Origin of the sequence: Nisaea sp. (assembly GCF_034670185.1) — a bacterium.
Classification (GTDB): Bacteria; Pseudomonadota; Alphaproteobacteria; order Thalassobaculales; family Thalassobaculaceae; genus Nisaea.
The window spans coordinates 109020-131048 of record NZ_JAXMNY010000002.1; the positions used below are offsets into that span (position 1 = coordinate 109020).

The 22029-nt window shown below is 61.6% G+C and carries 23 protein-coding genes and 2 riboswitches; of the genes, 11 read left to right on the forward strand and 12 right to left on the reverse strand.

The genetic code is table 11. The features are described 5' to 3' along the window. The first annotated feature begins 23 nt into the window (after positions 1–23). A complete protein-coding gene (locus VOI22_RS10065) occupies positions 24–440 on the forward strand; it encodes an SRPBCC family protein (protein ID WP_323796391.1) in 417 nt (138 codons plus the stop codon). Here VOI22_RS10065 and VOI22_RS10070 read toward each other — a convergent pair. The 4 genes from VOI22_RS10070 to ispH are packed head-to-tail and all read right to left on the reverse strand — an operon-like array spanning position 437 to position 4007. Next, on the reverse strand, positions 437–1657 hold the full coding sequence (locus tag VOI22_RS10070; protein ID WP_323796392.1) for an MFS transporter: 1221 nt from the start codon (positions 1655–1657) through the stop codon (positions 437–439). The two genes, VOI22_RS10065 and VOI22_RS10070, sit on opposite strands and share 4 nt — an antisense overlap. A gap of 10 nt (positions 1658–1667) precedes the next feature. Then, the gene (rnhA, locus tag VOI22_RS10075) at positions 1668–2099 is read right to left on the reverse strand and encodes a ribonuclease HI (protein WP_028466830.1); all 432 of its coding nucleotides are present in this window, start codon (positions 2097–2099) and stop codon (positions 1668–1670) included. Continuing rightward, a complete protein-coding gene (locus tag VOI22_RS10080) occupies positions 2099–3058 on the reverse strand; it encodes a homoserine kinase (protein WP_323796393.1) in 960 nt (319 codons plus the stop codon). The genes rnhA and VOI22_RS10080 overlap by 1 nt, the downstream gene beginning before the upstream one ends. 4 nt (positions 3059–3062) lie before the next feature. Beyond that, positions 3063–4007 (reverse strand): 4-hydroxy-3-methylbut-2-enyl diphosphate reductase, encoded by a 945-nt coding sequence (gene ispH / locus VOI22_RS10085; protein ID WP_323796394.1) that lies wholly within the window; start codon positions 4005–4007, stop codon positions 3063–3065. A 165-nt stretch (positions 4008–4172) separates the two neighbouring features. On the opposite strand from ispH, the gene VOI22_RS10090 reads away from it, so the two are divergent. The 9 genes from VOI22_RS10090 (at position 4173) to VOI22_RS10130 (ending at position 13892) form a co-directional block, all read left to right on the forward strand. Next, positions 4173–4715 (forward strand): hypothetical protein, encoded by a 543-nt coding sequence (locus tag VOI22_RS10090; protein WP_323796395.1) that lies wholly within the window; start codon positions 4173–4175, stop codon positions 4713–4715. 55 nt (positions 4716–4770) lie between these two features. Continuing rightward, positions 4771–4861, forward strand: a riboswitch (glycine riboswitch). Between the two features lie 2 nt (positions 4862–4863). Then, positions 4864–4953, forward strand: a riboswitch (glycine riboswitch). 52 nt (positions 4954–5005) lie between these two features. Next, complete coding sequence (gene gcvT / locus VOI22_RS10095; RefSeq protein ID WP_323796396.1) at positions 5006–6103, forward strand: glycine cleavage system aminomethyltransferase GcvT; 1098 nt, start codon at positions 5006–5008, stop codon at positions 6101–6103. 25 nt (positions 6104–6128) lie between these two features. After that, positions 6129–6500: a glycine cleavage system protein GcvH gene (gcvH, locus tag VOI22_RS10100; RefSeq protein ID WP_028466825.1), complete on the forward strand. Its 372-nt coding sequence runs from the start codon at positions 6129–6131 to the stop codon at positions 6498–6500. Between the two features lie 70 nt (positions 6501–6570). Then, the gene (gcvP, locus tag VOI22_RS10105) at positions 6571–9456 is read left to right on the forward strand and encodes an aminomethyl-transferring glycine dehydrogenase (RefSeq protein ID WP_323796397.1); all 2886 of its coding nucleotides are present in this window, start codon (positions 6571–6573) and stop codon (positions 9454–9456) included. Positions 9457–9459: 3 nt separating this feature from the next. Next, positions 9460–10170 (forward strand): HAD family phosphatase, encoded by a 711-nt coding sequence (locus VOI22_RS10110; protein WP_323796398.1) that lies wholly within the window; start codon positions 9460–9462, stop codon positions 10168–10170. Between the two features lie 153 nt (positions 10171–10323). Further along, complete coding sequence (locus VOI22_RS10115) at positions 10324–10980, forward strand: response regulator transcription factor (RefSeq protein ID WP_323796399.1); 657 nt, start codon at positions 10324–10326, stop codon at positions 10978–10980. A gap of 2 nt (positions 10981–10982) precedes the next feature. Further along, positions 10983–12323 (forward strand): ATP-binding protein, encoded by a 1341-nt coding sequence (locus VOI22_RS10120; RefSeq protein WP_323796400.1) that lies wholly within the window; start codon positions 10983–10985, stop codon positions 12321–12323. 107 nt (positions 12324–12430) lie between these two features. Next, complete coding sequence (locus tag VOI22_RS10125; protein WP_323796401.1) at positions 12431–13228, forward strand: calcium-binding protein; 798 nt, start codon at positions 12431–12433, stop codon at positions 13226–13228. 196 nt (positions 13229–13424) lie between these two features. Further along, positions 13425–13892, forward strand: coding sequence for a YbaK/EbsC family protein (locus tag VOI22_RS10130; protein WP_323796402.1), 468 nt, complete (start codon positions 13425–13427; stop codon positions 13890–13892). Here the strand turns inward: VOI22_RS10130 and VOI22_RS10135 are convergent. The 5 genes from VOI22_RS10135 to VOI22_RS10155 all read right to left on the reverse strand — a co-directional run bounded on the left by VOI22_RS10135 (position 13889) and on the right by VOI22_RS10155 (position 16215). Then, positions 13889–14431: a helix-turn-helix transcriptional regulator gene (locus tag VOI22_RS10135; protein ID WP_323796403.1), complete on the reverse strand. Its 543-nt coding sequence runs from the start codon at positions 14429–14431 to the stop codon at positions 13889–13891. The two genes, VOI22_RS10130 and VOI22_RS10135, sit on opposite strands and share 4 nt — an antisense overlap. Positions 14432–14441: 10 nt before the next feature. Next, positions 14442–15002 carry a cytochrome b/b6 domain-containing protein gene (locus VOI22_RS10140; protein ID WP_323796404.1) on the reverse strand — a complete coding sequence of 187 codons (561 nt, stop codon included), beginning with the start codon at positions 15000–15002 and terminating at the stop codon, positions 14442–14444. Next, entirely contained in the window at positions 15002–15271 is a 270-nt protein-coding gene (locus VOI22_RS10145; protein ID WP_323796405.1) for a PepSY domain-containing protein, read from the reverse strand. Before VOI22_RS10145 ends, VOI22_RS10140 begins: the two co-directional genes overlap by 1 nt. Before the next feature lie 137 nt (positions 15272–15408). Then, positions 15409–15687 (reverse strand): hypothetical protein, encoded by a 279-nt coding sequence (locus tag VOI22_RS10150; RefSeq protein WP_323796406.1) that lies wholly within the window; start codon positions 15685–15687, stop codon positions 15409–15411. Positions 15688–15753: 66 nt separating this feature from the next. Beyond that, positions 15754–16215, reverse strand: coding sequence for a MarR family transcriptional regulator (locus VOI22_RS10155; protein ID WP_323796407.1), 462 nt, complete (start codon positions 16213–16215; stop codon positions 15754–15756). 131 nt (positions 16216–16346) lie between these two features. On the opposite strand from VOI22_RS10155, the gene VOI22_RS10160 reads away from it, so the two are divergent. Continuing rightward, the gene (locus VOI22_RS10160; protein WP_323796408.1) at positions 16347–16778 is read left to right on the forward strand and encodes an organic hydroperoxide resistance protein; all 432 of its coding nucleotides are present in this window, start codon (positions 16347–16349) and stop codon (positions 16776–16778) included. 1033 nt (positions 16779–17811) lie between these two features. Here VOI22_RS10160 and VOI22_RS10165 read toward each other — a convergent pair. The 3 genes from VOI22_RS10165 to VOI22_RS10175 are packed head-to-tail and all read right to left on the reverse strand — an operon-like array spanning position 17812 to position 21927. Then, positions 17812–18648, reverse strand: coding sequence for a PhzF family phenazine biosynthesis protein (locus VOI22_RS10165; protein WP_323796409.1), 837 nt, complete (start codon positions 18646–18648; stop codon positions 17812–17814). Between the two features lie 16 nt (positions 18649–18664). Next, positions 18665–21190, reverse strand: coding sequence for an ABC transporter permease (locus VOI22_RS10170; protein WP_323796410.1), 2526 nt, complete (start codon positions 21188–21190; stop codon positions 18665–18667). Next, a complete protein-coding gene (locus VOI22_RS10175) occupies positions 21190–21927 on the reverse strand; it encodes an ABC transporter ATP-binding protein (protein ID WP_323796411.1) in 738 nt (245 codons plus the stop codon). Before VOI22_RS10175 ends, VOI22_RS10170 begins: the two co-directional genes overlap by 1 nt. Between the last annotated feature and the right edge of the window lie 102 nt (positions 21928–22029).

A 22029-nucleotide genomic window follows, 5' to 3' on the forward strand; every position in this document is an offset into this window, starting at 1 on the left:
TCTTGAGTCGAGGGAGGACGATGATGGCGACTGTGGACATGAGCGTGAAGCTGGCGGCATCGGCCGCCGAAGTCTGGGAAGTCATCGGCGACTTCCTTAACCTCGACAAATGGCACCCGGCCGTCGAAAAAAGCGAGACTATCGGCGAGGGCGGCATCCGGCGCCTGACCTCCGGCGGTGGCGGGCCAACCTTTGACGAAGTACAGCTTGAGCGCGACGAGGACGGCCGCAGGATGCGCTATGCCATCCTCGGCAAGCCGTTTCCGCTGGAAAATTACTCCTCCTGGATGTCGGTCGAAGATACCGACGGCGGCTGCGTAGTGCGCTGGCGCTCGGCTTTCGCCCCGGACGAAGGCAGCGAGACCAAAGCGAACGGCATCGTCTCGTTCATCTACAAGAGCGGTTTCGACGCACTGGTGGCGCGGTTCGGCGCCGGCTAGCCGGCCTTGTCCACCAGCTTGATCCAGAACACCAGCGCGAGGCCCGCCAAACCAAGCCCGATCATCGGCAAATGCCCGTTCGACCAGCCGCCGAAATAGGTCACCACCGTGGCAAAGATCGGCGCCGCCAGCAGGTTGCCGAGGTTGGAGCCATGCACGACCACGCTGCTGCAGGTCGCGACCTCTGAGGCAGTCCGGGCATGTGAAGGCGCACCCGCGAGACAGGCTGCCGGCAACACCCCGCTGATGCACGACATGGCGATCGCGGCGGGCACCCGAAGACCGTCCGGTGCCCCGCCTGCAAAGACGAACCAGGCTGTCCCCATGATACCGATGAAGCTGATGGCGATGATGAGCCAGCGCGGCATCTGGCGGTGCATCAGCCAGGCCGCGCCAAGGTTTCCAACAATGTTGACCAGCACCACCGCCGCGCCGATCAGGGCCGCCCCTTCGAGAGAATATCCCAACCGCTCGATTAGGAAGGTCGGCATCCAGGTCATCAACGCAAAGATCGCGCAGGCATAGAGAAAGAACGCCGTCGAGAAAAGATAGGGGGCCGGCAGGCGCAATGTCCCGAGCACCTGTTTGAAACCGCGCTCCCGGCTGGGACGCGGCACACCAGGCCAGCGTGACGGTGTCGTCAGAAAAACAAGAACACCGGCGAAGAGAACACAGATAACCGCATCCGCAAGCCAGAGCCCGCGCCATCCGGCGGCGGCCATCAGCATCGGCGCGGCAACCATCGCAATCGCGGCGCCAATGGGGAAATAGGCGGACCAGAACCCAAGCGCCAGAGAGCGATGCATGGGTCTGGCGGCGGCAACGATCAGGGTCGGCGCGGCGATCGAGGTGGCAACAAAGCCGAGACTTTCGAGCGCCCGCCCGGCGAACAAGGCGAACATGGAGCTGGATGTTGCCCCAAGCGCGGAGCCAACCGCGATGACAAGCATCGCCGCAACCAACAGGCGGGCGGGTCCGATCCGGTCCGTGGCCATGCTGATGAGAATGGCGAACAGGGCCGCGAAAAGATGCAGCAGCGAGGCGAGCCAGCCACCGCCGACCAAGGAAAGGTCCAGATCTGCCCGCAGGGCCGGAAGGGCCGGCGGGACTTTACCGACCTGAAGGGCTGCGACCACGCCCGCGCCGACGGCGAGCGCGACAATGTCCCAGCGGGTTCGCTCCGTCCCCCATACCGGCGCCTCGGCGCCGACACTCACGGGCGGGCACTCACGGAATTGCCAGCCGCGCCAGCTCGTCCGCTCGCTCGTTCTCCGGATGGCCGGCATGGCCCTTGACCCAGTGCCATTCGATCTCGTGCCGCTCGACGGCGGCCTCAAGGCGCTGCCACAGCTCCATGTTCTTCACCGGCTTCTTGTCGGCGGTGCGCCAGCCACGCTTCTTCCAGCCATGAATCCACTTTGTGATGCCGTCACGGACGTAGGTGCTGTCCGTATAAAGATCCACATGCATTGGCCGGGTCAGGGTTTCCAGAGACGTGATCGCCGCCATCATTTCCATGCGGTTATTGGTGGTCTCTTTATCGCCGCCGGAGAGTTCTTTCTCGGTATCGCCATAGCGCAGGATCGCCCCCCAGCCGCCAGGGCCGGGATTGCCGCTGCAGGCACCGTCTGTATAAATCTCGACCCGTTTCTTCATCATCAGATGCCGTAACCCGCACTGGAGGTGACGCTCTGGTGGAAGCTGAGCTTGCGGTGATACTCCATCGGATCCTTCGGCTTCACAAACGCGCCTTCCGGGTGGTTTAGCCAGTCGTAGAGGCGGGTAAGCAGAAAGCGCGTGGCGGAACCCCGGGCGAGCACCGGCAAGGCGGCAAGCTCGGCGTCGGAGAGTTTGCGAACACTCTCATAGGCCGTGATCATCAGCCGCGCCTTGGTGATGTTGAAACTGCCGTCACTCTCGAAACACCAGGCGTTCAGACAGATGGCGAGGTCATAGACCAGCATGTCGGTGCAGGCGAAATAGAAATCGATGAAGCCGGACAGCTCGTCTCCGAGAAAGAAGACGTTGTCCTGGAACAGATCCGCATGGACAACACCGCGCGGCAGGTCCGCCGGCCAGTTCTTTTCCAGGAAATCGATTTCGGCTTCGAGGAAGGCATAGAGACCGGGTTTCACGCTGTCCGCCTGCGGCCCGCAGGATTCCAGCAATGGCCGCCAGGACTGCACGGAGAGGCTGTTCTCCCGGACCATCGGGAAATCCGCCCCCATCGCGTGCATTCTCGCCAGCTCCGTGCCGAGCGCCCGGCAATGCACCGGCATGACCTTGCGATGCCAGACCCCGTCGAGGAAGGTCACGATCGCCGCCGGTCGGCCGTTCAGTGTGCCGAGCGCCTCACCCGACTTCGCCAGAACCGGTCGCGGGCAGGACAATCCCTTGTCAGCCAAATGGCTCATCAGGTTCAGGAAAAACGGCAGATCGTCCGGGTTCACCCGTTTTTCATAGAGCGTCAGAATGTAGGTGCCGGTCGTGGTCCGGACCATGAAATTCGTATTCTCGACCCCTTCGGCGATGCCGGAGAAGGACAGCGGATCGCCGATGTCATAGTCAGCGAGAAAAGACGCAAGGTCCTCATCGGAAATAGCAGTGTAAACGGCCACGGATTCAGCTCGCCAGTTCGCGGGGCAACTTGAAATGAACGTCCTCGCGAGCGACCGTCACCTCTTCGATGGTGACGGTGCGATGGGCCCGGCAGGCCTCGATCACCTCGTCGACAAGGATTTCAGGCGCGGAGGCCCCGGCGGTAATGCCGAGAACCGTCACGTCGGCCATCCAGTCCCAGTCGATATCGACAGCACGCTGGATCAGCAACGCCTTGTCGCAGCCGCGCCCCCTGGCGACCTCCACCAGACGCTTGGAGTTCGAGGAGTTCGGCGCACCGATGACGACCATGCCGTCGCAGCGCTCCGAAATGGCTTTCACCGCTTCCTGACGATTGGTCGTGGCGTAGCAGATATCTTCCTTGGCCGGCCCGACCATCTCCGGGAACCGGCTCTGCAGGACCGAGACGATCTCCGCCGTATCGTCCACCGAAAGCGTGGTCTGGGTGATGAAGGCAAGATCCGGATCGCCGTCGAAACTGACCGTCTCGGCATCCGCCCGGGTTTCCACCAGGGTGATGGCACCGTCCGGGACCTGCCCCATGGTACCGATCACTTCGGGATGGCCCTCATGCCCGATCAGGACGATGTGCCGGCCTTGCTTCAAATGCCGTTCGGCTTCGAGATGCACCTTGCTGACCAGCGGGCAGGTGGCGTCGAGATAGACCATGTTGCGCCGCGCGGCCTCGGCCGGAACCGATTTCGGCACGCCATGGGCGCTGAATACGACGGGCGCGTCGAGCGGCACCTGGTCCAGTTCCTCGACAAAGATCGCCCCCTTGCGTTCCAGCCCCTCGACCACATAGCGGTTATGCACGATCTCGTGCCGGACATAGACCGGCGCGCCGTACTTCTCGAGACTGCGCTCGACGATCTGGATGGCACGGTCCACCCCGGCGCAAAACCCGCGCGGTGTGGCCAGCAGAATTGTGAGATCGGCTTTATTCATGCCCGCGATGTAGTCCCTCGGTAAAAACTTGTCCATAGAAGACGGCAGCAGGCCATGCCCATTTGCGGGTCTGCTGCACCATTCAACACGGGCCCCCTCGCCAATTGCGGGGGCGCCTGTGAGCGAGTAGTGTGGGCGCCGACCGAACCCTAGCAGAGCTGAGCCATGTTTTCTCAATCGCGATTCCGCTTTCCAACCCGCGCCCTGCTGCCGCTCGTGCTGCTGGCGTTCGTGGCCGCCTGCGCCGGTGACGAGGCCCCGCCCCCGGGATGCCCGGTGACGAATTTCGTCAACGATCTGGACCATGTGACGGTCTTTGTAGACGGCGCCGTCGGCGATCTCACCGATGTCCGATTCGACGCCCAATTGAGCAGCCTCAGCGCGATCTGCAATTTCGAGAGCGACGAGCTGGTCATGGATATCGCGTTCCAGGTCATTGCCACCCGCGGCCCGGCCAACAAGGACAATCAGGCGGCGGTGACCTACTTCCTTGCCATCGCAGACGAGACCGGTGTCGTCATCGCCAAACAGACCTTCGACAACACTCTGCCGTTCAAGGGCAACCTGCGCCGCGTCGCCATCAAGGACGAGTTCGAGCCGACCATCCCCTATCCGGCGGACCAAAAAACCCTGAACAGATATCGGGTGCTGATCGGCTTCCAGCTCACCCCGGAACAGCTCGCCTATAACCGGGCACGGCGGCGTTAGTCGCCAACGCCCCTTTTCTTTTTATCGGGCGAGGACTATTGTTTCGCCACTACCGACGACCCTCAAGGGAGAGACCGGCCACATGGTCGGCGCCGAAGGAGCAACCGCCCCCGGAAACTCTCAGGCAAAAGGACCTTGAGGCGAGGAACTTCTGGAAAGTAGACGGGAAACCGTCTCACCCACGGTGAAAGCCCGGCACAGAGTTCGCCGGGTGAATCTCTCAGGTTAGCGACAGAGGGGGCAGGTTCCGGCGTTTTGCCGGGGTGCCTTTACGCTGACCGGAGAGTGCCATGACGGAACAAACCCTTCTCAAGACTCCCCTGCACGGCCTGCATGTCGAACTCGGCGCCAAAATGGTGCCGTTCGCGGGCTATGACATGCCGGTTCAGTACCCCGCCGGGGTCAAGGCCGAGCATCTGCATACCCGCACCAAGGCCGGGCTGTTCGATGTCTCCCACATGGGGCAGGTCAAGCTGACCGGCGCCGATGCCGCGCGCGATCTGGAACGGCTGGTGCCCGGCGATCTCGACGGGCTCTCTGTCGGGCAGATGCGCTACAGCATGTTCACGAACGACAAGGGCGGCATTTTGGATGACCTGATGGTCTGCCGGATCGAGGATGGCCTGATGGTCGTCGTCAACGCTGCCTGCAAGGATGCCGATATCGCCCATATGCGGGCCAACCTTTCCTCCGAGATCACGGTTCTGGAAGACCGCGCGCTGATCGCCTTGCAGGGCCCCGGCGCCGAGGTCGCGCTGTCCGCCCTCGCCCCGGCCGCCGCGACACTCAGCTTCATGACCGGCGCCGAAATGAATGTGGACGGGGCAGCCTGTTTCGTCACCCGGTCAGGCTATACGGGCGAGGACGGTTACGAGATTTCCGTGCCCGCCGATCAGGCCGACGCGCTTGCCCGCAAATTGCTGGCGCAGAACGACGTGGAAGCCATTGGGCTTGGCGCCCGGGATTCCCTGCGCCTCGAAGCCGGACTTTGCCTGTACGGCCACGATATCGACGAGACCACAACACCGATCGAGGCCGCGCTTGCCTGGTCCATCGGCAAGCGCCGGCGGGAGGAAGGCGGCTTTCCCGGCGCGGATATCATTCTCGACCAAATCAAGAACGGCGCCCCGCGGAAACGGGTCGGCATCCTGCCGGACGGCCGGGCACCCGCCCGCGAAGGCACCGAAATCCAGGCACCCGACGGCACCAGCATCGGCATCATCACCAGCGGCGGTTTCGGACCTTGCCTGGAGGCTCCGCTGGCCATGGGATACGTCACCACCGAACACGCAGCCGCCGGTAGCGCTGTAAATGTTGTCGTTCGGGGCAAAGCCCTGCCCGCCAAAACCGCCAAAATGCCGTTCGTCCCGAATGGCTACAAACGTTAAAACAAAGCACCAGAGGGGATCAGATATGAGCGAGCGTCGCTTTACCGAAGACCATGAATGGATCGATCTCGACGGCGAGATCGGTACCGTGGGGATTACTGATTTCGCGCAGGAACAGCTTGGCGAAGTCGTGTTCGTGGAAGTCCCGGATGTCGGCAAGACCGTCGCCAAGGGGGACGAAACCGCCGTCGTTGAATCCGTGAAAGCCGCAAGCGAGCTTTACGCACCGGTGACCGGTGAAGTGGTCGAGGCCAATGCGGCACTGGCCGACACGCCGGATCTGGTGAACAGCGACCCCGAAGGCGCTGCCTGGTTCTACAAGATCAAGATTTCCGACAAGGCCGAGTTCGACGCCCTGATGGACGCGGACGCCTACAAGGCGCACGCGGAGGCCTGAGGCCGGGCGCCGTTCGGGCGCCTGATGCACGAGATGACGTATGGCCTGCGGGCCACAAGGAGCAGAAGAGATGATGGACAACAGGCTGGCCTTCGCCGAACAGGAAGAAAGCGAAGAGTTCATTCGCCGTCATATCGGCCCCGGCCCGGAAGATCAGGCAACGATGCTGAAGGCGCTCGGCTACGAGAACCTCGGCGCCCTGATTGATGCCGCCGTTCCGGCAAAGATCCGCATCAAGGAGCCGCTCGACCTGCCGCCCGCACAGACCGAAAGCGCGGTGCTGCAGAAGCTCCGGCAATATGCCAACACCAACACGGTGAACCGCACCCTGATCGGCATGGGCTATTACGGCACCCGCGTGCCCGCCGTCATCCAGCGCAACATCCTGGAAAACCCGGCCTGGTACACGGCCTATACGCCGTACCAGCCGGAAATCAGCCAGGGGCGGCTGGAAATGCTGCTGAACTTCCAGACCATGATCGGCGATCTGACCGGTCTGGAAATCGCCAATGCATCGTTGCTGGACGAAGGCACGGCGGCAGCGGAGGCCATGGCTTTCTGTCACAAGGCCTCGAAGAACAAGGGCAACGTCTTCTTCGTCTCAAAGAACTGCCATCCGCAGACCATCGACATTCTGCAGACCCGCGCCGCTCCAGCCGGGCTGACTGTCATGGTCGGCGACGAGAACGACACCCTGCCGGAAGACGCCTTCGCCATCCTGCTGCAATATCCGGATACCAACGGCGCCGTGCATGATTATGCCGGCATCGTCGAGAAAGCCCATGCCCAGGGCGCGCTCGCCGTGGTCGCGGCGGACCTGCTCGCCCTGACTCACCTCACCCCTCCGGGCGAGTTCGGCGCGGATGTCGCCATCGGCACCAGCCAGCGCTTCGGCGTGCCGCTCGGCTTCGGCGGCCCGCACGCGGCCTATTTCGCCACCAAGGACGAATACAAGCGCTCCATCCCGGGCCGCATCGTCGGCGTATCGGTCGACAAGAATGGTGACCCGGCCTACCGGCTGGCCCTGCAGACCCGCGAGCAGCATATCCGCCGCGAGAAAGCGACCAGCAACATCTGCACCGCCCAGGTCCTGCTCGCCGTCATGGCGGCGGCTTATGCCTGCTATCACGGGCCGGACGGGCTGACCAAGATCGGCCGCCGGGTGCACCGCCGGACCGCGATCCTCGCACAGGGCCTGCGCGAGCTCGGCTACACCATCGCGCACGACAATTTCTTCGACACCATCATCGTTCAGACGGACGACTGGACCGGCTCCGTCATCGAAGCAGCCCGCATTGAAGGCGTCAATCTGCGCATCTTCGAGAACAGTGTCGGCATCTCGCTGGACGAGACCTGCACCCGCGAGCTGGTCGAGCGGCTCTGGGCCATGATGGCCTTCGACAGCATGAAGGAACTCACCTACGAGGCCGTCGCCGACCGCACCCCGGACGCCATCCCGGCGAAACTGGAACGCAGCTCGGACTTCCTGACCCATCCGGCCTTCAACAGCTATCATTCCGAGACCGAGATGCTGCGCTACCTGCGCCGCCTCGCGGACAAGGACGTGGCGCTGGACCGGTCGATGATCCCGCTCGGCTCCTGCACCATGAAGCTGAACGCGACGACCGAGATGATCCCGGTCACCTGGGCATCTTTCTCCGACATCCACCCGTTCGCACCGCGCGATCAGGTCGAAGGCTATCATCTGATGATCACCGAGCTGGAGCACATGCTGGCGGAGATCACCGGCTATGCCGCCGTCTCCCTGCAACCGAACGCCGGCTCACAGGGCGAGTATGCGGGCCTCTTGGTGATCAGTGCCTATCATGAGAGCCGGGGCGAAGGGCATCGCAATATCTGCCTGATCCCAAGCTCCGCGCATGGCACCAACCCGGCGTCAGCCGCGATGGCCGGCATGAAGGTCGTGGTCGTGAAATGCGACGATCACGGCAATATCGACATGACCGACCTGAAAGCCAAGGTCGAGCAGCACAGCGACACTCTCGCCGCCTTGATGATCACCTATCCTTCGACCCACGGCGTGTTCGAGGAGACCGTCACCGAGATCTGCGATCTGATCCATGAACATGGCGGACAGGTCTATATGGATGGCGCCAACCTCAATGCCATGGTCGGTGTCTGCAAGCCCGGCCAGTTCGGCTCCGATGTCAGCCACCTGAACCTGCACAAGACCTTCTGCATCCCGCATGGCGGCGGCGGCCCCGGTGTCGGCCCGATCGGCGTCGGCGCGCACCTGGCGCCGTTCCTGCCCGGCCACCGCAACATGAACGCTCAGGAAACCGCCATCGGCCCGGTCAGCGCTGCGCCCTATGGCAGTGCCGGCATCCTGCCGATCTCCTGGAGCTATATCGAGCTGATGGGCGCCAACGGTCTGAAGCAGGCAACCGAGGTCGCGATCCTCTCCGCCAACTATCTGGCCCACCGCCTCGAAGAGCATTTCCCGGTGCTCTACAAAGGCAAGAACGGTCTGGTGGCGCATGAATGCATCATCGATCTCCGCCCGCTGAAGGACGAGACGGGCGTTACCGTCGACGATGTCGCCAAGCGCCTGATGGATTACGGCTTCCACGCACCGACCATGTCCTTCCCGGTGCCGGGCACGCTGATGATCGAGCCTACCGAGAGCGAACCTCTGGCCGAGCTGGAGCGGTTCTGCGCGGCGATGATCGCCATCCGGCAGGAAATCCGCGATATCGAGGACGGCAAGCTCACTCGCGACGAAAGCCCGCTGGCCCACGCGCCGCATACGGCAGGCGATCTGATGGCGGATGACTGGGACCGGAAATATTCCCGCGCCCAGGGCGCCTTCCCGGTCGAAAGCCTCCGGGCCGATAAGTATTGGCCGCCGGTCGCCCGGATCGACCAGGCCTACGGCGACAAGCACCTGATCTGCTCCTGCCCGCCGCTGGAGGCCTATCAGGACGCGGCAGAGTAAACCGTGCAAGGCGGCATCTTGCGGGGGACGAGCAAACGCCCCGTCCCTCTCCGCCTTGATGCGTTGCTATTCGATCTAGACGGCACGCTCGTGGACACCACCGAACTACATGTCGCCGCGACCAACGCCGCTCTCGCGACATTCGACCGACGAATCTCCCGCCAGGAGTATGAGGAGCACCTGCATGGCGGCGCCAATGACGACACCCGGCACTTTCTGTTTCCCGACGATCCCGAGGGCAAGGGCCGGGACTATGTCGAGCTGAAGGAACAGCTGTTCCGGAACAGCGTCGTCCAGCTGGAGAGAATGCCAGGACTGACCGAGCTTCTGGACTGGGCCGCCGAGCACAGTCTGAAAACCGCCGTGGTAACCAACGCTCCACGCGCGAATGCGGATCTGATGCTGCGCGCTCTTGGCCTCGCGGACCGCTTCGACGCAATTGTTGTCGCGGAAGAAGTGCCCTTGGGTAAACCGGACCCGGGACCTTATCTGGAAGGCCTGTCCCGCATCGGCTGCACGGCAGAGGCGGCAATCGGGTTCGAGGATTCGCCAAGCGGGCTGACCGCGCTGATCGGCGCCGGCGTCTTTTCAGTCGCAATTACCGGTGCGGGCGATCCAGCTCCACTCATCGGGGCTGATCTCTTAATTGACGACTTCCGGTCGCCCGCGCTTCAATCGCTTCGTCACGTCATCCTCAAGCCGGACCCCTCATAACAGCCCGTTCCGGAAGCGGCCCAAGCCAATCGGCTCCTATGTGCCGCGTGTTGGACCACGAGCCCGGATATTTGCATTTCCAGCGGCATTGCCGGAAGGTGTGCGGCATTGACGGAACGACATGTCGTCACAACCAGTTGAGAGAGGCTTTGCGTGCGCATACTCCTGATTGAGGATGAGCATCATCTTGGTGCGGCTGTCCAGGAGCAGCTTCGAAGCGAGAGCCATGCCGTCGACTGGGTGCAGACGCTGGCCGATGCAGACGCGGCGGCTGTCGCAACGGACTACGATCTCTTGCTTCTGGATCTGAATCTGCCGGACGGAAATGGCATTGATCTGCTCAAGTCCATGCGTGAGCGGGGTAGTAGCTGCCCTGTTCTCATTCTTACCGCACAAGACCAGATCAGCGACCGGATCGCAGGCCTTAACGCCGGTGCGGACGATTACCTTGTAAAACCCTTCGACCTGGAAGAGCTGTCGGCGCGCATTCATGCGGTGATCAGACGTTATGTTGGAAATCTGAAGCAGGTTGTCGATTTCGGTGACGTTTCGGTCGATATTACGGCCAAGCTGGTTCGAAAGAACGGTGAGGAAATTGCTCTCACGCGGCGGGAATGGGCGATACTCGACCAGCTCTCGCGCCGGCCCGGCACGGTCATATCGAAGGAAAAGTTTGAGGAAGCGCTCTACGAGTTCGGCGAGGAAGTCGAAAGCAACGCCGTGGAGGTGCATATCAGCCGTTTAAGGAAAAAGCTCGGCGCCGAGTTGATCAACACGCAGCGGGGCGTGGGCTACAATCTGGTGATCTGAATATGGCACGATGGAGCCTTACGCAGCGATTGACTGTCCGCCTGAGCGCGGCTCTCGCACTCCTCTGGATCGCGGCGGCGGTAACGACCGCGTTTGTTATCCGGTACGAATTCAACGAAGTATTCGACAGCGCACTTCAGGAAATCGCACAGCGATTGTTGCCACTTGCGGTCGAAGACCTGAAGGAGCGAGGCGAGCCCGTGGAATGGTCGCGCGAGATCCGCGAAGAGATCGTTGTCGCAGAGCATGAAGAATACCTCATATACCAGATCCGGGCATCAGACGGCCGCGTGCTCATCCGTTCGCACGATGCGCCGAAGCAGGGTTTCAAGACACCCCTGACCCCAGGCTACGCGAACCGGAATGGCTGGCGCGTCTATACCGAGCCGAGTGCCGGTCAGGATGTCTTCATCCAGGTCGCCGAAGCCCTGGATCACCGTGACGAAGCACTCTTCAATCTGGTGCTTACCCTGACGGCGCCTTTGTTCGTGTTGTTGCCCCTTTCCGCCTTCATCGTTCGCTGTTTCGTTCTGGGAACGCTACGTCCGATTACAAGCGTCCGCGCGTCGATCGCTTCTCGCGGAGGCGGTAACACAGCGCCTATCGACGATGAATCACTCCCGCAGGAACTGAGCCCGATCGTGGAAGATGTAAATCGGTTGCTGGAACGCCTGCAGAAATCACTGCAGGCGGAACGCGCCTTTGCCTCAAGCAGCGCTCATGAGCTGCGCACACCCGTGGCCTCTGCCTTGGCGCAGGTATCCCGCCTCAAGGCTGACCTTCAGCAGCATCCGGCAACGGATCGGGTTAGACGGATCGAAGAGATCCTTCGTGAGCTTGGTGGCCTGGTCGAGAAGCTGCTGCAGCTTTCAAGAGCAGAAGCCGGGGTGGCCCTGAAACGCGAGCCGATGAAACTCGGCTACGTCGCACAGTATCTCGTGGATGAATTCGACCGCAAGACACCCTATGCAGGGCTGGTGAAGCTCGTCAATGAGACCCACGAAGAAGGTCAGGATGTTGTAGAGACCGATCTCGATGCGCTCGCGATCGCCCTCCGGAACCTGATTGAAAATGCCTTGGTTCACGGCGCGAAGGATTGCACGGTGATCGTGCTGATCGGGAAAGACCGTTCGATTCGGGTGATCAACGAAGGCGCGGTCGTTCCCGGTGAGAAATTGTCTCACCTGACGGACCGGTTTTCCCGCGGCCGTTCCAGATCCGAAGGCAGCGGTCTCGGGCTCGCGATCGTGAAGACGATCGTGGAGCAGGCTGGAGGAACGCTCGAACTCCGGTCCCCGGCGACCGGACGCAATGACGGGTTCGAGGCGATCATCCGCTTTTAGTAACCCAACCGTTTTTTTTCAAAGCTGTCAGGTTCACGTCAGGTTTGCGTGAGAGTGTTACACGCTATACGGCGACTCTCGTCGCGAATGGAGCCGAGGAGAAACTAATGGCTAGCTTCGACGAACTCGATGACGACTGGAACGAAAAGTTGTTCGCAGAACTCGCCCATGACGACGACGACGACGACGATGATGAAGATGATCATTACGACCATCTTTATGATAGCGATGACGATGACGATGACGATGATGATGATCTGGATGATGACCATCTGGAAGGGCACGAAGGTCATGACGATCTGTATGGCGGCATCGGCTCGGACTTGTTGTATGGCCGAAACGGCGATGATGATCTCTACGGCGAAGCCGACGATGACATCATCTACGGCAACACTGGCTCCGATCACCTCGACGGAGATGATGGGTACGACATTCTCTACGGGGGACAAGACAACGATACCGTCCTCAGCGGGAACGGCGACGATTTTGCCTATGGCAACTTCGGCGATGACACGCTGGATGGTGGCGCTGGCAATGATTGGCTGCATGGCGGGCGGGACAACGACACGATCGACGGCGGTGACGGCAACGACGTCGTGAACGGCGGCCGCCATGACGATCAGCTGACCGGCGGAGCCGGTGCCGACACGTTCGTGTTCGCAGGCCAGTCCGGTCAGGACACGGTCTATGATTTCGCCCCGGACAACGGTGATGTCATCGCGTGGGACCCGATTGATGTCGAGGGTGATGCCAACGATGGTCCCGAAAGCGCTCAGGAATTGCTGTCTCGGGTTACCGAGAACGAAAATGGCGATGCGGTGATCGCGCTCGGTGGGGACAACACTGTCACCCTTATCGGCGTCGCGCCAAGCGATCTCAGTGCGGCAGACTTCTTGATCATCTGATTGCAGATTAATGTGGACGAGCCCCGCAATCACTGTTGCGGGGCTCGTTCTTTATTTCCAACCTCGGTTGAAGAGCCCGCCCAATTCCGCACGGCCAATAGAGAGACACGCGCCGCTGCCATCGGGTGGCGATTGACGACTCCTCCGCGCCTGCGCTCCACTCCTCTCTTGCCCCCCTCCTGAAAGACGGACCCCCATGAGCAAGAGCGTCAATCGTGTGAAAGCAGCCGCCGAGGCGGCCGGGCTGACCATCGAGATCCTGCGTATGCCGGACTCTACACGGACCGCCGCCGAAGCCGCCGCCGCCTGCGGCTGCGATGTTGCGCAGATCGTGAAGTCACTGATCTTCAAGGGTGGCGAGACGGGCGCGCTGAAGCTGCTGCTGGTCTCCGGCGCCAATCAGGTGGATCTGGAAAAGGCGGCGGCGCTGGTCGGCGAGCCGCTGGAACGGGCCGATCCGAAGGAAGTCCGCGAGATCACCGGGTTCGCCATCGGCGGTGTCTCCCCGCTCGGACATCTGACCCCGGTCACGACCTGGATGGACGAGACTTTGCTCGGCTTCGGAACAGTCTGGTCGGCGGCCGGAGCGCCGAACGCGGTATTCGAGATCACCGGCACCGCGCTGCGTGACGCCACCGGCGCCACAATCGCAGATCTCGGTTAACGCTCGGCCGAAGAGGTTTCTTCCGGCGCCTCCATCCCTGGCAATGGGCCGCCGAGCAGATCGTCAATGAACAGGCTGACCAGTTGGGAGCGGCTGGTCACCCCGGCCTTGGCATAGATACGGGTAAGCTGGGCCCTTACGGTGCTTGCCGCCGTCTTTCGGATCTCCGCGATTTCCGCAATCTCGAACCCCTTGATGGCAAGCATCGCAACGTTTGCTTCGGCACCAGTCAATTGCCAGTGCTTGAAATGCTCTCCGATCATCGTACCAAGCGCGCCGGACGCAATCGTCACCGCTTCTTCCGCCCTGCCCGCCTGCTCGATCGTACGGCGCATTTCAATTGCACCGAAGACGATGCCTGACACAAGTGCGACAGCAACAGCCGCCTCCAGCACATCGTGCCCGGACAAGCCGGAGAAGTGCAGATCCCTGATCGCGTCGCCGACAAAGAACACCGCGCAAACGGACTGCAGAACAAGAACGGCGGCGAGCCCATAGACCCGCCGCCGTAATCTGGCTTTTGAATCAGTGTCGCCCAAGAATGCCCCCTCACACAGGCCCGGACTTGCCGCGCCGGCTCCATGTCATTTGCCGGATCAGATTGATCCCGGAAAGTTTCGACTCCAGCAATACACCGCCGACATGCAGAGCCGCCATGAGAACCAGGAGATTTGCCGTAACCTCATGCACCTCTTCAGCAACCTCGCCAATCTGGCTGGCCTCACCGAAATTTTCCAGCAGGATGCCCGTTCCGGCAACCGCGAACAACATGCCCCACAGCCCATAGACCATCAGCGCGCCCAGCGGATTGTGGGACCGGCCAGCTTCCGCGTTCCCGTGCCTGCCGGGGCTCAACATTTTCCGGGCATGATCCCGCGCAGCCGTCAGGCTCGGAGGGAAGGAAGAGAACCGGGCGCGCCGGGTCCCGACGACACCCCAGATCATCCGCAACACGACCATCGCGAGCGCCACATATCCGAGCCATTCATGCAGTTCCGAATGTTCCGAAACGACAGTGAAATTCAGCAAAACACAAACCGCGACGGTCCAGTGCGTGATGCGGACGACCGGGTCCCAGTGTCGAAGAGACACCGGCCGACGCCCGTCCATCAGTGCTTGCGCTCCTGTTCGCGGATGTTGCCGGTCACCGGGTCGAGTTCCAGCTCCCAGGTCTCGCCATTGCGTTTCACATAGACTTCAATCTCATCGCTGTCGTGTTTCAGTCGGATGATTTCGTATCCCTGCTTTTCGAGCAGGGTCCGGACCTGTGCATCCGACAGCCGCTCACCGGACTTGTTGTCCGTTCCGGCAACGCTGTAACCGACCAAGGGAATGGCGATGAGCGCCGCAGCGCAGGCACCGAGCATCAGCTTCTTCATGACTGTCTCCAATCTTCAGATTGTCCGACAACATGATTGCCGCCGGTGATCTGCAGATGGCGCATGACAAAGCGTCGCGGAATGCGCTTTTCGCTTATGGCCGACTTTGTAAGCGGATGCTTACGCGGGAAATTGGCTCAGAGCTTCAGCCCCTTGCCGTCGCCGTCATTGTCGCCTGACTTGTCCGTCTCTCCGGCTTTTGGATTGACCCGTCGAATGATGATATCGCCGTTCGGCAAGACCTCCGGCGCTTCATATTGCGGGATCGAGGAAAAGAAGGCGCGCAGGCCGTCGAGCACCATCTGCGCTCCGCGCTCGATCGTGTCTGCAGGCGGCTCTTCGGCGGCCCTTGCAGGTCCGGTGGCGACGGCCATGGACAGGCCAAGAATTACTGCTAGCGACGGTAGAGTCTTCATCTATGGCTCCTTTGTCAGGACAACCCATCATAGCCATGATTTAGCCGATAAAAAGGCAAAGGCACGCTACCTGCCCCGGCCTGCGACCACGGCACCGGTGACACCGTTTACATCCTCGATGAGTGCTCCGATCTCTTCCCGGGTCATGCCGATAGTCTCAAACAGACAGGCTGCGACCTCTTCAGACCTCTGCTTCAGCGCCCGCCCCTCCGGCATGAGGGAGACCAGCACCTGACGTTCGTCATTGGCGGCGCGGCGGCGGCGTACCAGCCCCGCGCTTTCCAAACGTTTCAGCAAGGGCGTCAGGGTGTTCGATTCAAGATGCAGCAGCTCGCCAAGCTGACCGACGCTCTGATCATCCTGCTCCCACAGGGCAACCAGCACCAGATATTGCGGATAGGTCAGTCCGAGCTTCCCCAGAAGCGGCTTGTAGAACCGGTTCATGGCGTGATGGGCCTTGTAGAGTGCGAAGCACAGAAAGTCGTCCAGATGGGGCGGACGATGCTTTTCCGAATCCGAGTCCGTCATGGATCTCTCCAGAGAGGTTCAGAAGAAATTTAATCGCACACGATTTAATCGCAAGCCCTTGACGCTATCGGCATAGGCATTATTTATATCGTGCACGATATAAATACCCACTCAAACCAAGGAGCCACATCATGTCAGTGAATGTCCTCTATACCATCGGCGCCACCGCAACCGGCGGCCGGGACGGTCAGGCAAAAACCAGCGACGGCGCACTCGATGTCACGCTCTCGACCCCGAAGGAACTCGGCGGCGCGGGCGGCACGGGTAACAATCCGGAACAGCTTTTCGCGGCGGGCTATGCCGCCTGCTTCCTCGGCGCCATGAAGTTCGTCGCCTCCCAGGGGGACTCGTCGGTGAAGATCACGCCGGACACCACCGTCTCCTCCGAAGTCGGCATCGGCCCGCGCTCGGAAGGCGGGTTCGGGCTTGAGGTATCGCTCTCGGTTTCTGTCCCCGGCGCCAACAAGGACGCGGTGCAGAACCTGATCGAGAAAGCCCATCAGGTCTGCCCGTACTCGAACGCTACGCGGAACAATATCGACGTGAAACTGTCCGTCGGCTGAAGCCGAACGCAAATGAGAACGATGGCTAGATGTTGTCCTCGCATTTGATGTGCCAAGGGGGCGTAAAATTACGCCCCCTTTACTCTACTCGAATAAATTCTCATAAAAATCTCTACCAAACACCGCTCGCTGCATCGATGGATGGTTCTTTCGATCTTTGCTCACACATCAGCGATGGAGCCGTCAGGCTACGCCTGCTAACCTTCTTGCCATTCCCCTCGCATTGAATTCCTCACCTGTAGAAGCGGAAGATTTCATGCTGCCTCTCCACCGCACATTAGCGGTTATCGTCGCCACTCTTGCTCTCGCTGCGTGCCAAACTCCCCAGACCATACATGCACCAACAGCCATAACACTTGCCGCAGGACCAAAACTCCCACCGGCACCCCTCCAATACGCACCAGCCGGCACAAAGCTATATTGGACCGGGTGGAGACTTAAGCATGGCACGCGCACCAGCTGGGAGAACTCCCCGACGGTGTTCGAGACCGCAAACGGCATAGAAGCGAGATACCGCAATGAATACGGGAACGAACTGAGGCAAATACGCTTTTGTACTTACTGCGAAAACGCCCTTAACACGTTCGAGAAGGATAAATACCTGGCACTCTGGCCTCTTGAAACGGGCAAAAGGGTCACGTATCTACGCAAACGCAAGAGCCAAGATCTCGCTTGGCAACATACGGTCACGGTGCTGGGCACCGAAACCATTGACACCGGTTTCGGACCAGTGGACACATATGTTGTACGCGAAGACATGGCAGCCGTCTTCCGCACATGGCAAGGCACACGCACCCACTGGTGGGCTCCCTCAATAGGGTACGCGGTGAAAGCTATCAGAACTGATAATAAGGGATACAGTAGCGAGGTGCGCGTCGTGAGAGTCGAGCGCCCATAGCCCTCTTCGCCACTCTGTTTCTCTTCGTTGTCCAGATCTTGGCGGTGGCATTATTGCGCCACCGTCTCGGATACTGGAATACTTGGCTCGCGTGCGTCCGGATTAGCTATTCACTAATTGTCCGGTCACAGATACCTACTCCGCGGCCATGATCCGGGCCTGCCCGGATACCCGGATCGAACTCCCGGGCTCGGATGAAAACGCGGCATGCAGGCGTGAGAGCATGCCCATGTCTTCGCCCTGGATGACCTCAATCTTCCCCGCATGCGGCCAGCCGATATCCCGGAGGTATCCAGCGAAAGCTGCTGTCGCGGCACCGGTGGCCGGGTCTTCATAGACGCCACCCGATGCAAAGGGGTTCCGCGTGTGAAACATCTGCGGGCCTTCCGGGTAGACCAGCAGGATCGTCACCAAACCGTGCCGCCGCATCAGTTCCTGACCCGCCCCCAGATCGTATTTCATGTCGGCCAGTGCCTGACGGGAATTCAGCGCCAGCACGAAATGATCCGCTCCACCATGGATACGGGCTGGCGGGATATCCGAGTCCAGGTCCTCCGCGGAATAGCCGAACAGCGCCATCACCTCGGATGTGAGCTCGGCCGAAGGCGTGTCACTGCGGGTCGGCGGGGATTGCAGTGCCGCCGATAAGGCACCGTCTTGGTTGGCGCCCTCGACGGTGATGTTCGCATTGTTCAGTGTCAGCCCGAAAACGCCATCACCCTGCTTCAAAGCAAGCGCGGCTCCAAGGGCGATCGTTGCGTGCCCGCAAAACGGAACCTCGGACTCCGGGGAGAAATACCGCACCCGCCAGCTCTCGCCTTCCGGCACGGCGAAAGCTGTTTCAGAAAACTCCACCTCGGCAGCAACGCGCTGCATCTCTTCCGCAGGCGGTAATACATCGGCGATGACGACACCAGCGGGATTGCCGCCTTTGTTTCCTTCGGAGAAGGCCGAGATCCGTTGCACGTTCACTTTACAGACACCCTCTTCATTCGTTGCGCAGCAGCGGTCCGGCTTTCTGGGACAGGGCGCTCCAGGTGCCAATCAGGCCGAGCGTGATGGTGATCAGCGTCGAGAAGGCAGCCGTCAGCACCACCGACGGCGTGTCGAAGGCGAAATCGCCCCGCATCAGCTGGGTGATAACCACATAGCCGATGACCGTGCCGATCAGGGCCGCCACCAGAGAGGTGACGAGGCCGAGCAGGCCGTATTCCATGACATAGGCGGTCAGCACCTTGCGTCGGGTCGCCCCCAGCACCTTCAGCACGACCGCATCGTAGATCCGCCTCTGATGGCCGGAGATCACCGCCCCCGCCAGCACCAGCACGCCAGCCAGCAACGTAACCGACGCTGTAATCCGAATGGCAATACCGACCGCGTCCATGATCCGCCCCGCATTGTCGAGCGCATCCTTGACCCGGATGGCGGAGACATTGGCGAACCGGTCCGTGACCGCTCGCTGCACCGCTTCTTCGGCCTCCGGCGTTTCCGCATAGACCGTGGAAATAATGCTGTGCGGCGCCGCCTCCAACGTGCCTGGGGCAAAGACGAAGACGAAATTCATGCCCAGCGACTGCCACTCGATATTGCGCAGGTTATGCACCGTCGCGGTGATCTCACGGCCGAGTACGTTCAGGGTGATGGTATCGCCGACGCCAATGCCGTAGCCGCGCGCGATTTCCGCATCGAAAGAAAGCAACGGCGGTCCACTGTAATCCTCCGCCCACCAGTCACCTTCAACCAGATCGGTGCCAGCTGGCGGCGTGGCGGCATAAGTCAGGCCGCGATCGCCATTGATCGTCCATTGCACGTCCGGATCGACCTTGCGTTCCGCCACCGGGGTTCCGGCGATCTTGACGATCCGGCCGCGCACCAGCGGCGTGCGCTCCATCTTGGTGATGCCGGGCACGCTCTCCACCGTCTCGATAAAACCGTCAACCTGATGCGGCTGGATGTCGATGAAGAAATAGGACGGCGCGATTTCCGGAATCTGCTCCTTCAGCTGGCGCGACAGGTTGGCCTCGATCAGGGCAATCGCAACCAGCACCGTGAGGCCAAGCCCGAGAGATAGGATCACGCTGGCAGTCGGCGCACCGGGCCGGTGCAGATTGGCAATGGCGAGCCGCAGGTCCGGACGTTTTGGCGCCGGCATCATGCGGGCGCCCCGGACGATAAGCTGCGCCCCGCCGCCGAACAGCAGCAGGACACCCACCGCCCCGGCGATAAACCCGCCCGCGAGTTTCGGATCGTCCGTCGCGACCACGGCCAGACCGGCCAGGATCAGGGCACTGATCGCACTGGCGACAATGTATTTACCGGCAGGCCGTCCGGACGGCGGGACGATCAGGGCGCGGAAAAGTTGCGCCGCACGCACAGCCCCCGCCCGGCCGAGCGGCCAGAGCGAGAAGGCGACGGTGGTCAGGTAGCCGAAAGCACCGGCAGTCAGCAGCGGCTTCCAGTAAAGTCCGCCCGGCACCTCGAAAGGCAGCATGCCGGAAATGAGCTTGCCCGCCACCAGCGGTGACAGCGCGCCGATGGCAAGCCCAGCGCCGATGCCCACAGTGGCGACAGCCAGTATCTGGATGAAGTAGGCAGTGAAAACGGTTCCGGTCGTGGCACCAAGGCATTTCAGGGTAGCGATGGTCGCCATCCGCCGGTCGAGGAATGCCCGCACCGCATTGGCTATGCCCACACCGCCGACCAGCAGCGCCGTCAGCCCGACCAGAGTCAGGAATTGCGTCACCCGGTTGATGAACCGATCAAAACCCGGGGCAGCGCGGTCCACGCCGCGCAGGCGCCAGCCCGCATCCGGGAACTTCTCGTTCGTCTGCTCAATCCAGTCAGCGCCCGTGACACCCTGATTCAAGCCAATCAGATAGTGGAAGCGGATCAGGCTGCCGCGCTGGACCAGGCCGGTCTCCGGCAGGGCCGCCGCCGGGATCATCACGCGTGGCCCGAAAGAGGCAAAGCTGACGGCTCGATCCGGCTCCTTGGCGATTACGTCGCGGACCTCGAAGACGGCCTCGCCGATCTTCAGGCGATCGCCCGGGACAAGCTCAAGCCGGGTTGCAAGGGCGGCATCCACGACCGCGCCGTAAGTTCCATCGCGCAGCGCCAGTTCCGTCTGGATTGCGCCACCCTTCTGCAGATCGAGGGAGCCGAACAGCGGATAGGCGTCGCTCACCGCTTTCAGTTCCACCAGGGTGCGCCGGTCCGCGTCCGTTTTCCGCGCCATGGCGCGCATCTCGACCGTTTCGGCGACTGTGCCGGACCGGCGGAACCAATCCACCTGCTCCGGACCCGCCTCGCGATGGGTGTAGCGGATCTCGATATCGCCGCCGAGGATCTCACGAGCATCCCGCTCTACCCCCGCCATCATGGCAGAGGAAACGGACCCGACACCGGCCATTGCCGCCACGCCAAGGGCGAGACACGCCAGGAACACGCGGAAGGAAGAGACCGCACCACGCAGCTCCCGGCGGGCAATCGTCAGGGCAATAAAAAAATTTCGCATCAGGCGCGCTGCCGCTCGGCTGCCGCACCGTCATCCGGTTGGGCGACCTCACCGGGTGCCGCGCGTCTGGTATCCCCCACGATCTTGCCATCGGCCATGGAGATCACCCGGCTGCAATGCTCGGCCAAGGCCATGTCGTGGGTGATCAGCACCAGGGTAGTGCCGTGCGTCTCGCTCAACTCGAAAAGCAGTTCCATGATGGTGTCGCCGGTAGCACCGTCGAGATTTCCCGTCGGTTCGTCCGCCAGCAACAGTTTCGGCCGGGTGACAAAGGCACGGGCGATAGCCACGCGCTGTTGCTCGCCGCCGGAAAGTTGGTCCGGGTAGTGCGTCACCCGATGCGCCAGTCCTACCTTGGCGAGGCTCTCTTCTGCGACGGCAAATGCGTCGCGGGAGCCCGCGAGTTCGAGCGGTATCGCCACATTCTCCAGCGCGGTCATGGTCGGCACCAGGCGGAAGGCCTGGAAGACGATCCCCACCGTGTCCCGGCGAAACACGGCAAGCGCATCCTCGCTCATGGCGGAGAGATTGTGATCGGCGACGGAGACGCTGCCCGAGCTGGCTTGCTCCAGCCCGCCCATCACCATCATCAGGGTCGACTTGCCGGCGCCGGACGGCCCGACGATGCTAACCGTCTCACCGGCTGTGACGTCGAGATCAATACCGCGGAGGATATTGACCTCGCCCGCCCCGCTCCTCAGGTTAAGGTGCAAGTCGGACAACCGGATCAATGCCATGAGTGAGTCTTCCAAGATTAAGAGGCGGGTCAAAGTAAAACTCTGGGGCAGTCCGGCAATGCCAGACACCCCGGAACTGTGCGCACCTTCGCCATATAGGGT

Excerpts from the sequence above, each read along its gene's own strand:
- VOI22_RS10065 (WP_323796391.1), top strand. The coding sequence starts at position 24 with ATGGCGACTGTGGACATGAGCGTGAAGCTGGCGGCATCGGCCGCCGAA.
- rnhA (WP_028466830.1), bottom strand. The coding sequence starts at position 2,099 with ATGATGAAGAAACGGGTCGAGATTTATACAGACGGTGCCTGCAGCGGC.
- ispH (WP_323796394.1), bottom strand. The coding sequence starts at position 4,007 with ATGAATAAAGCCGATCTCACAATTCTGCTGGCCACACCGCGCGGGTTT.
- VOI22_RS10090 (WP_323796395.1), top strand. The coding sequence starts at position 4,173 with ATGTTTTCTCAATCGCGATTCCGCTTTCCAACCCGCGCCCTGCTGCCG.
- gcvT (WP_323796396.1), top strand. The coding sequence starts at position 5,006 with ATGACGGAACAAACCCTTCTCAAGACTCCCCTGCACGGCCTGCATGTC.
- gcvH (WP_028466825.1), top strand. The coding sequence starts at position 6,129 with ATGAGCGAGCGTCGCTTTACCGAAGACCATGAATGGATCGATCTCGAC.
- gcvP (WP_323796397.1), top strand. The coding sequence starts at position 6,571 with ATGATGGACAACAGGCTGGCCTTCGCCGAACAGGAAGAAAGCGAAGAG.
- VOI22_RS10120 (WP_323796400.1), top strand. The coding sequence starts at position 10,983 with ATGGCACGATGGAGCCTTACGCAGCGATTGACTGTCCGCCTGAGCGCG.
- VOI22_RS10125 (WP_323796401.1), top strand. The coding sequence starts at position 12,431 with ATGGCTAGCTTCGACGAACTCGATGACGACTGGAACGAAAAGTTGTTC.
- VOI22_RS10130 (WP_323796402.1), top strand. The coding sequence starts at position 13,425 with ATGAGCAAGAGCGTCAATCGTGTGAAAGCAGCCGCCGAGGCGGCCGGG.
- VOI22_RS10140 (WP_323796404.1), bottom strand. The coding sequence starts at position 15,002 with ATGGACGGGCGTCGGCCGGTGTCTCTTCGACACTGGGACCCGGTCGTC.
- VOI22_RS10145 (WP_323796405.1), bottom strand. The coding sequence starts at position 15,271 with ATGAAGAAGCTGATGCTCGGTGCCTGCGCTGCGGCGCTCATCGCCATT.
- VOI22_RS10150 (WP_323796406.1), bottom strand. The coding sequence starts at position 15,687 with ATGAAGACTCTACCGTCGCTAGCAGTAATTCTTGGCCTGTCCATGGCC.
- VOI22_RS10155 (WP_323796407.1), bottom strand. The coding sequence starts at position 16,215 with ATGACGGACTCGGATTCGGAAAAGCATCGTCCGCCCCATCTGGACGAC.
- VOI22_RS10160 (WP_323796408.1), top strand. The coding sequence starts at position 16,347 with ATGTCAGTGAATGTCCTCTATACCATCGGCGCCACCGCAACCGGCGGC.
- VOI22_RS10170 (WP_323796410.1), bottom strand. The coding sequence starts at position 21,190 with ATGCGAAATTTTTTTATTGCCCTGACGATTGCCCGCCGGGAGCTGCGT.
- VOI22_RS10175 (WP_323796411.1), bottom strand. The coding sequence starts at position 21,927 with ATGGCATTGATCCGGTTGTCCGACTTGCACCTTAACCTGAGGAGCGGG.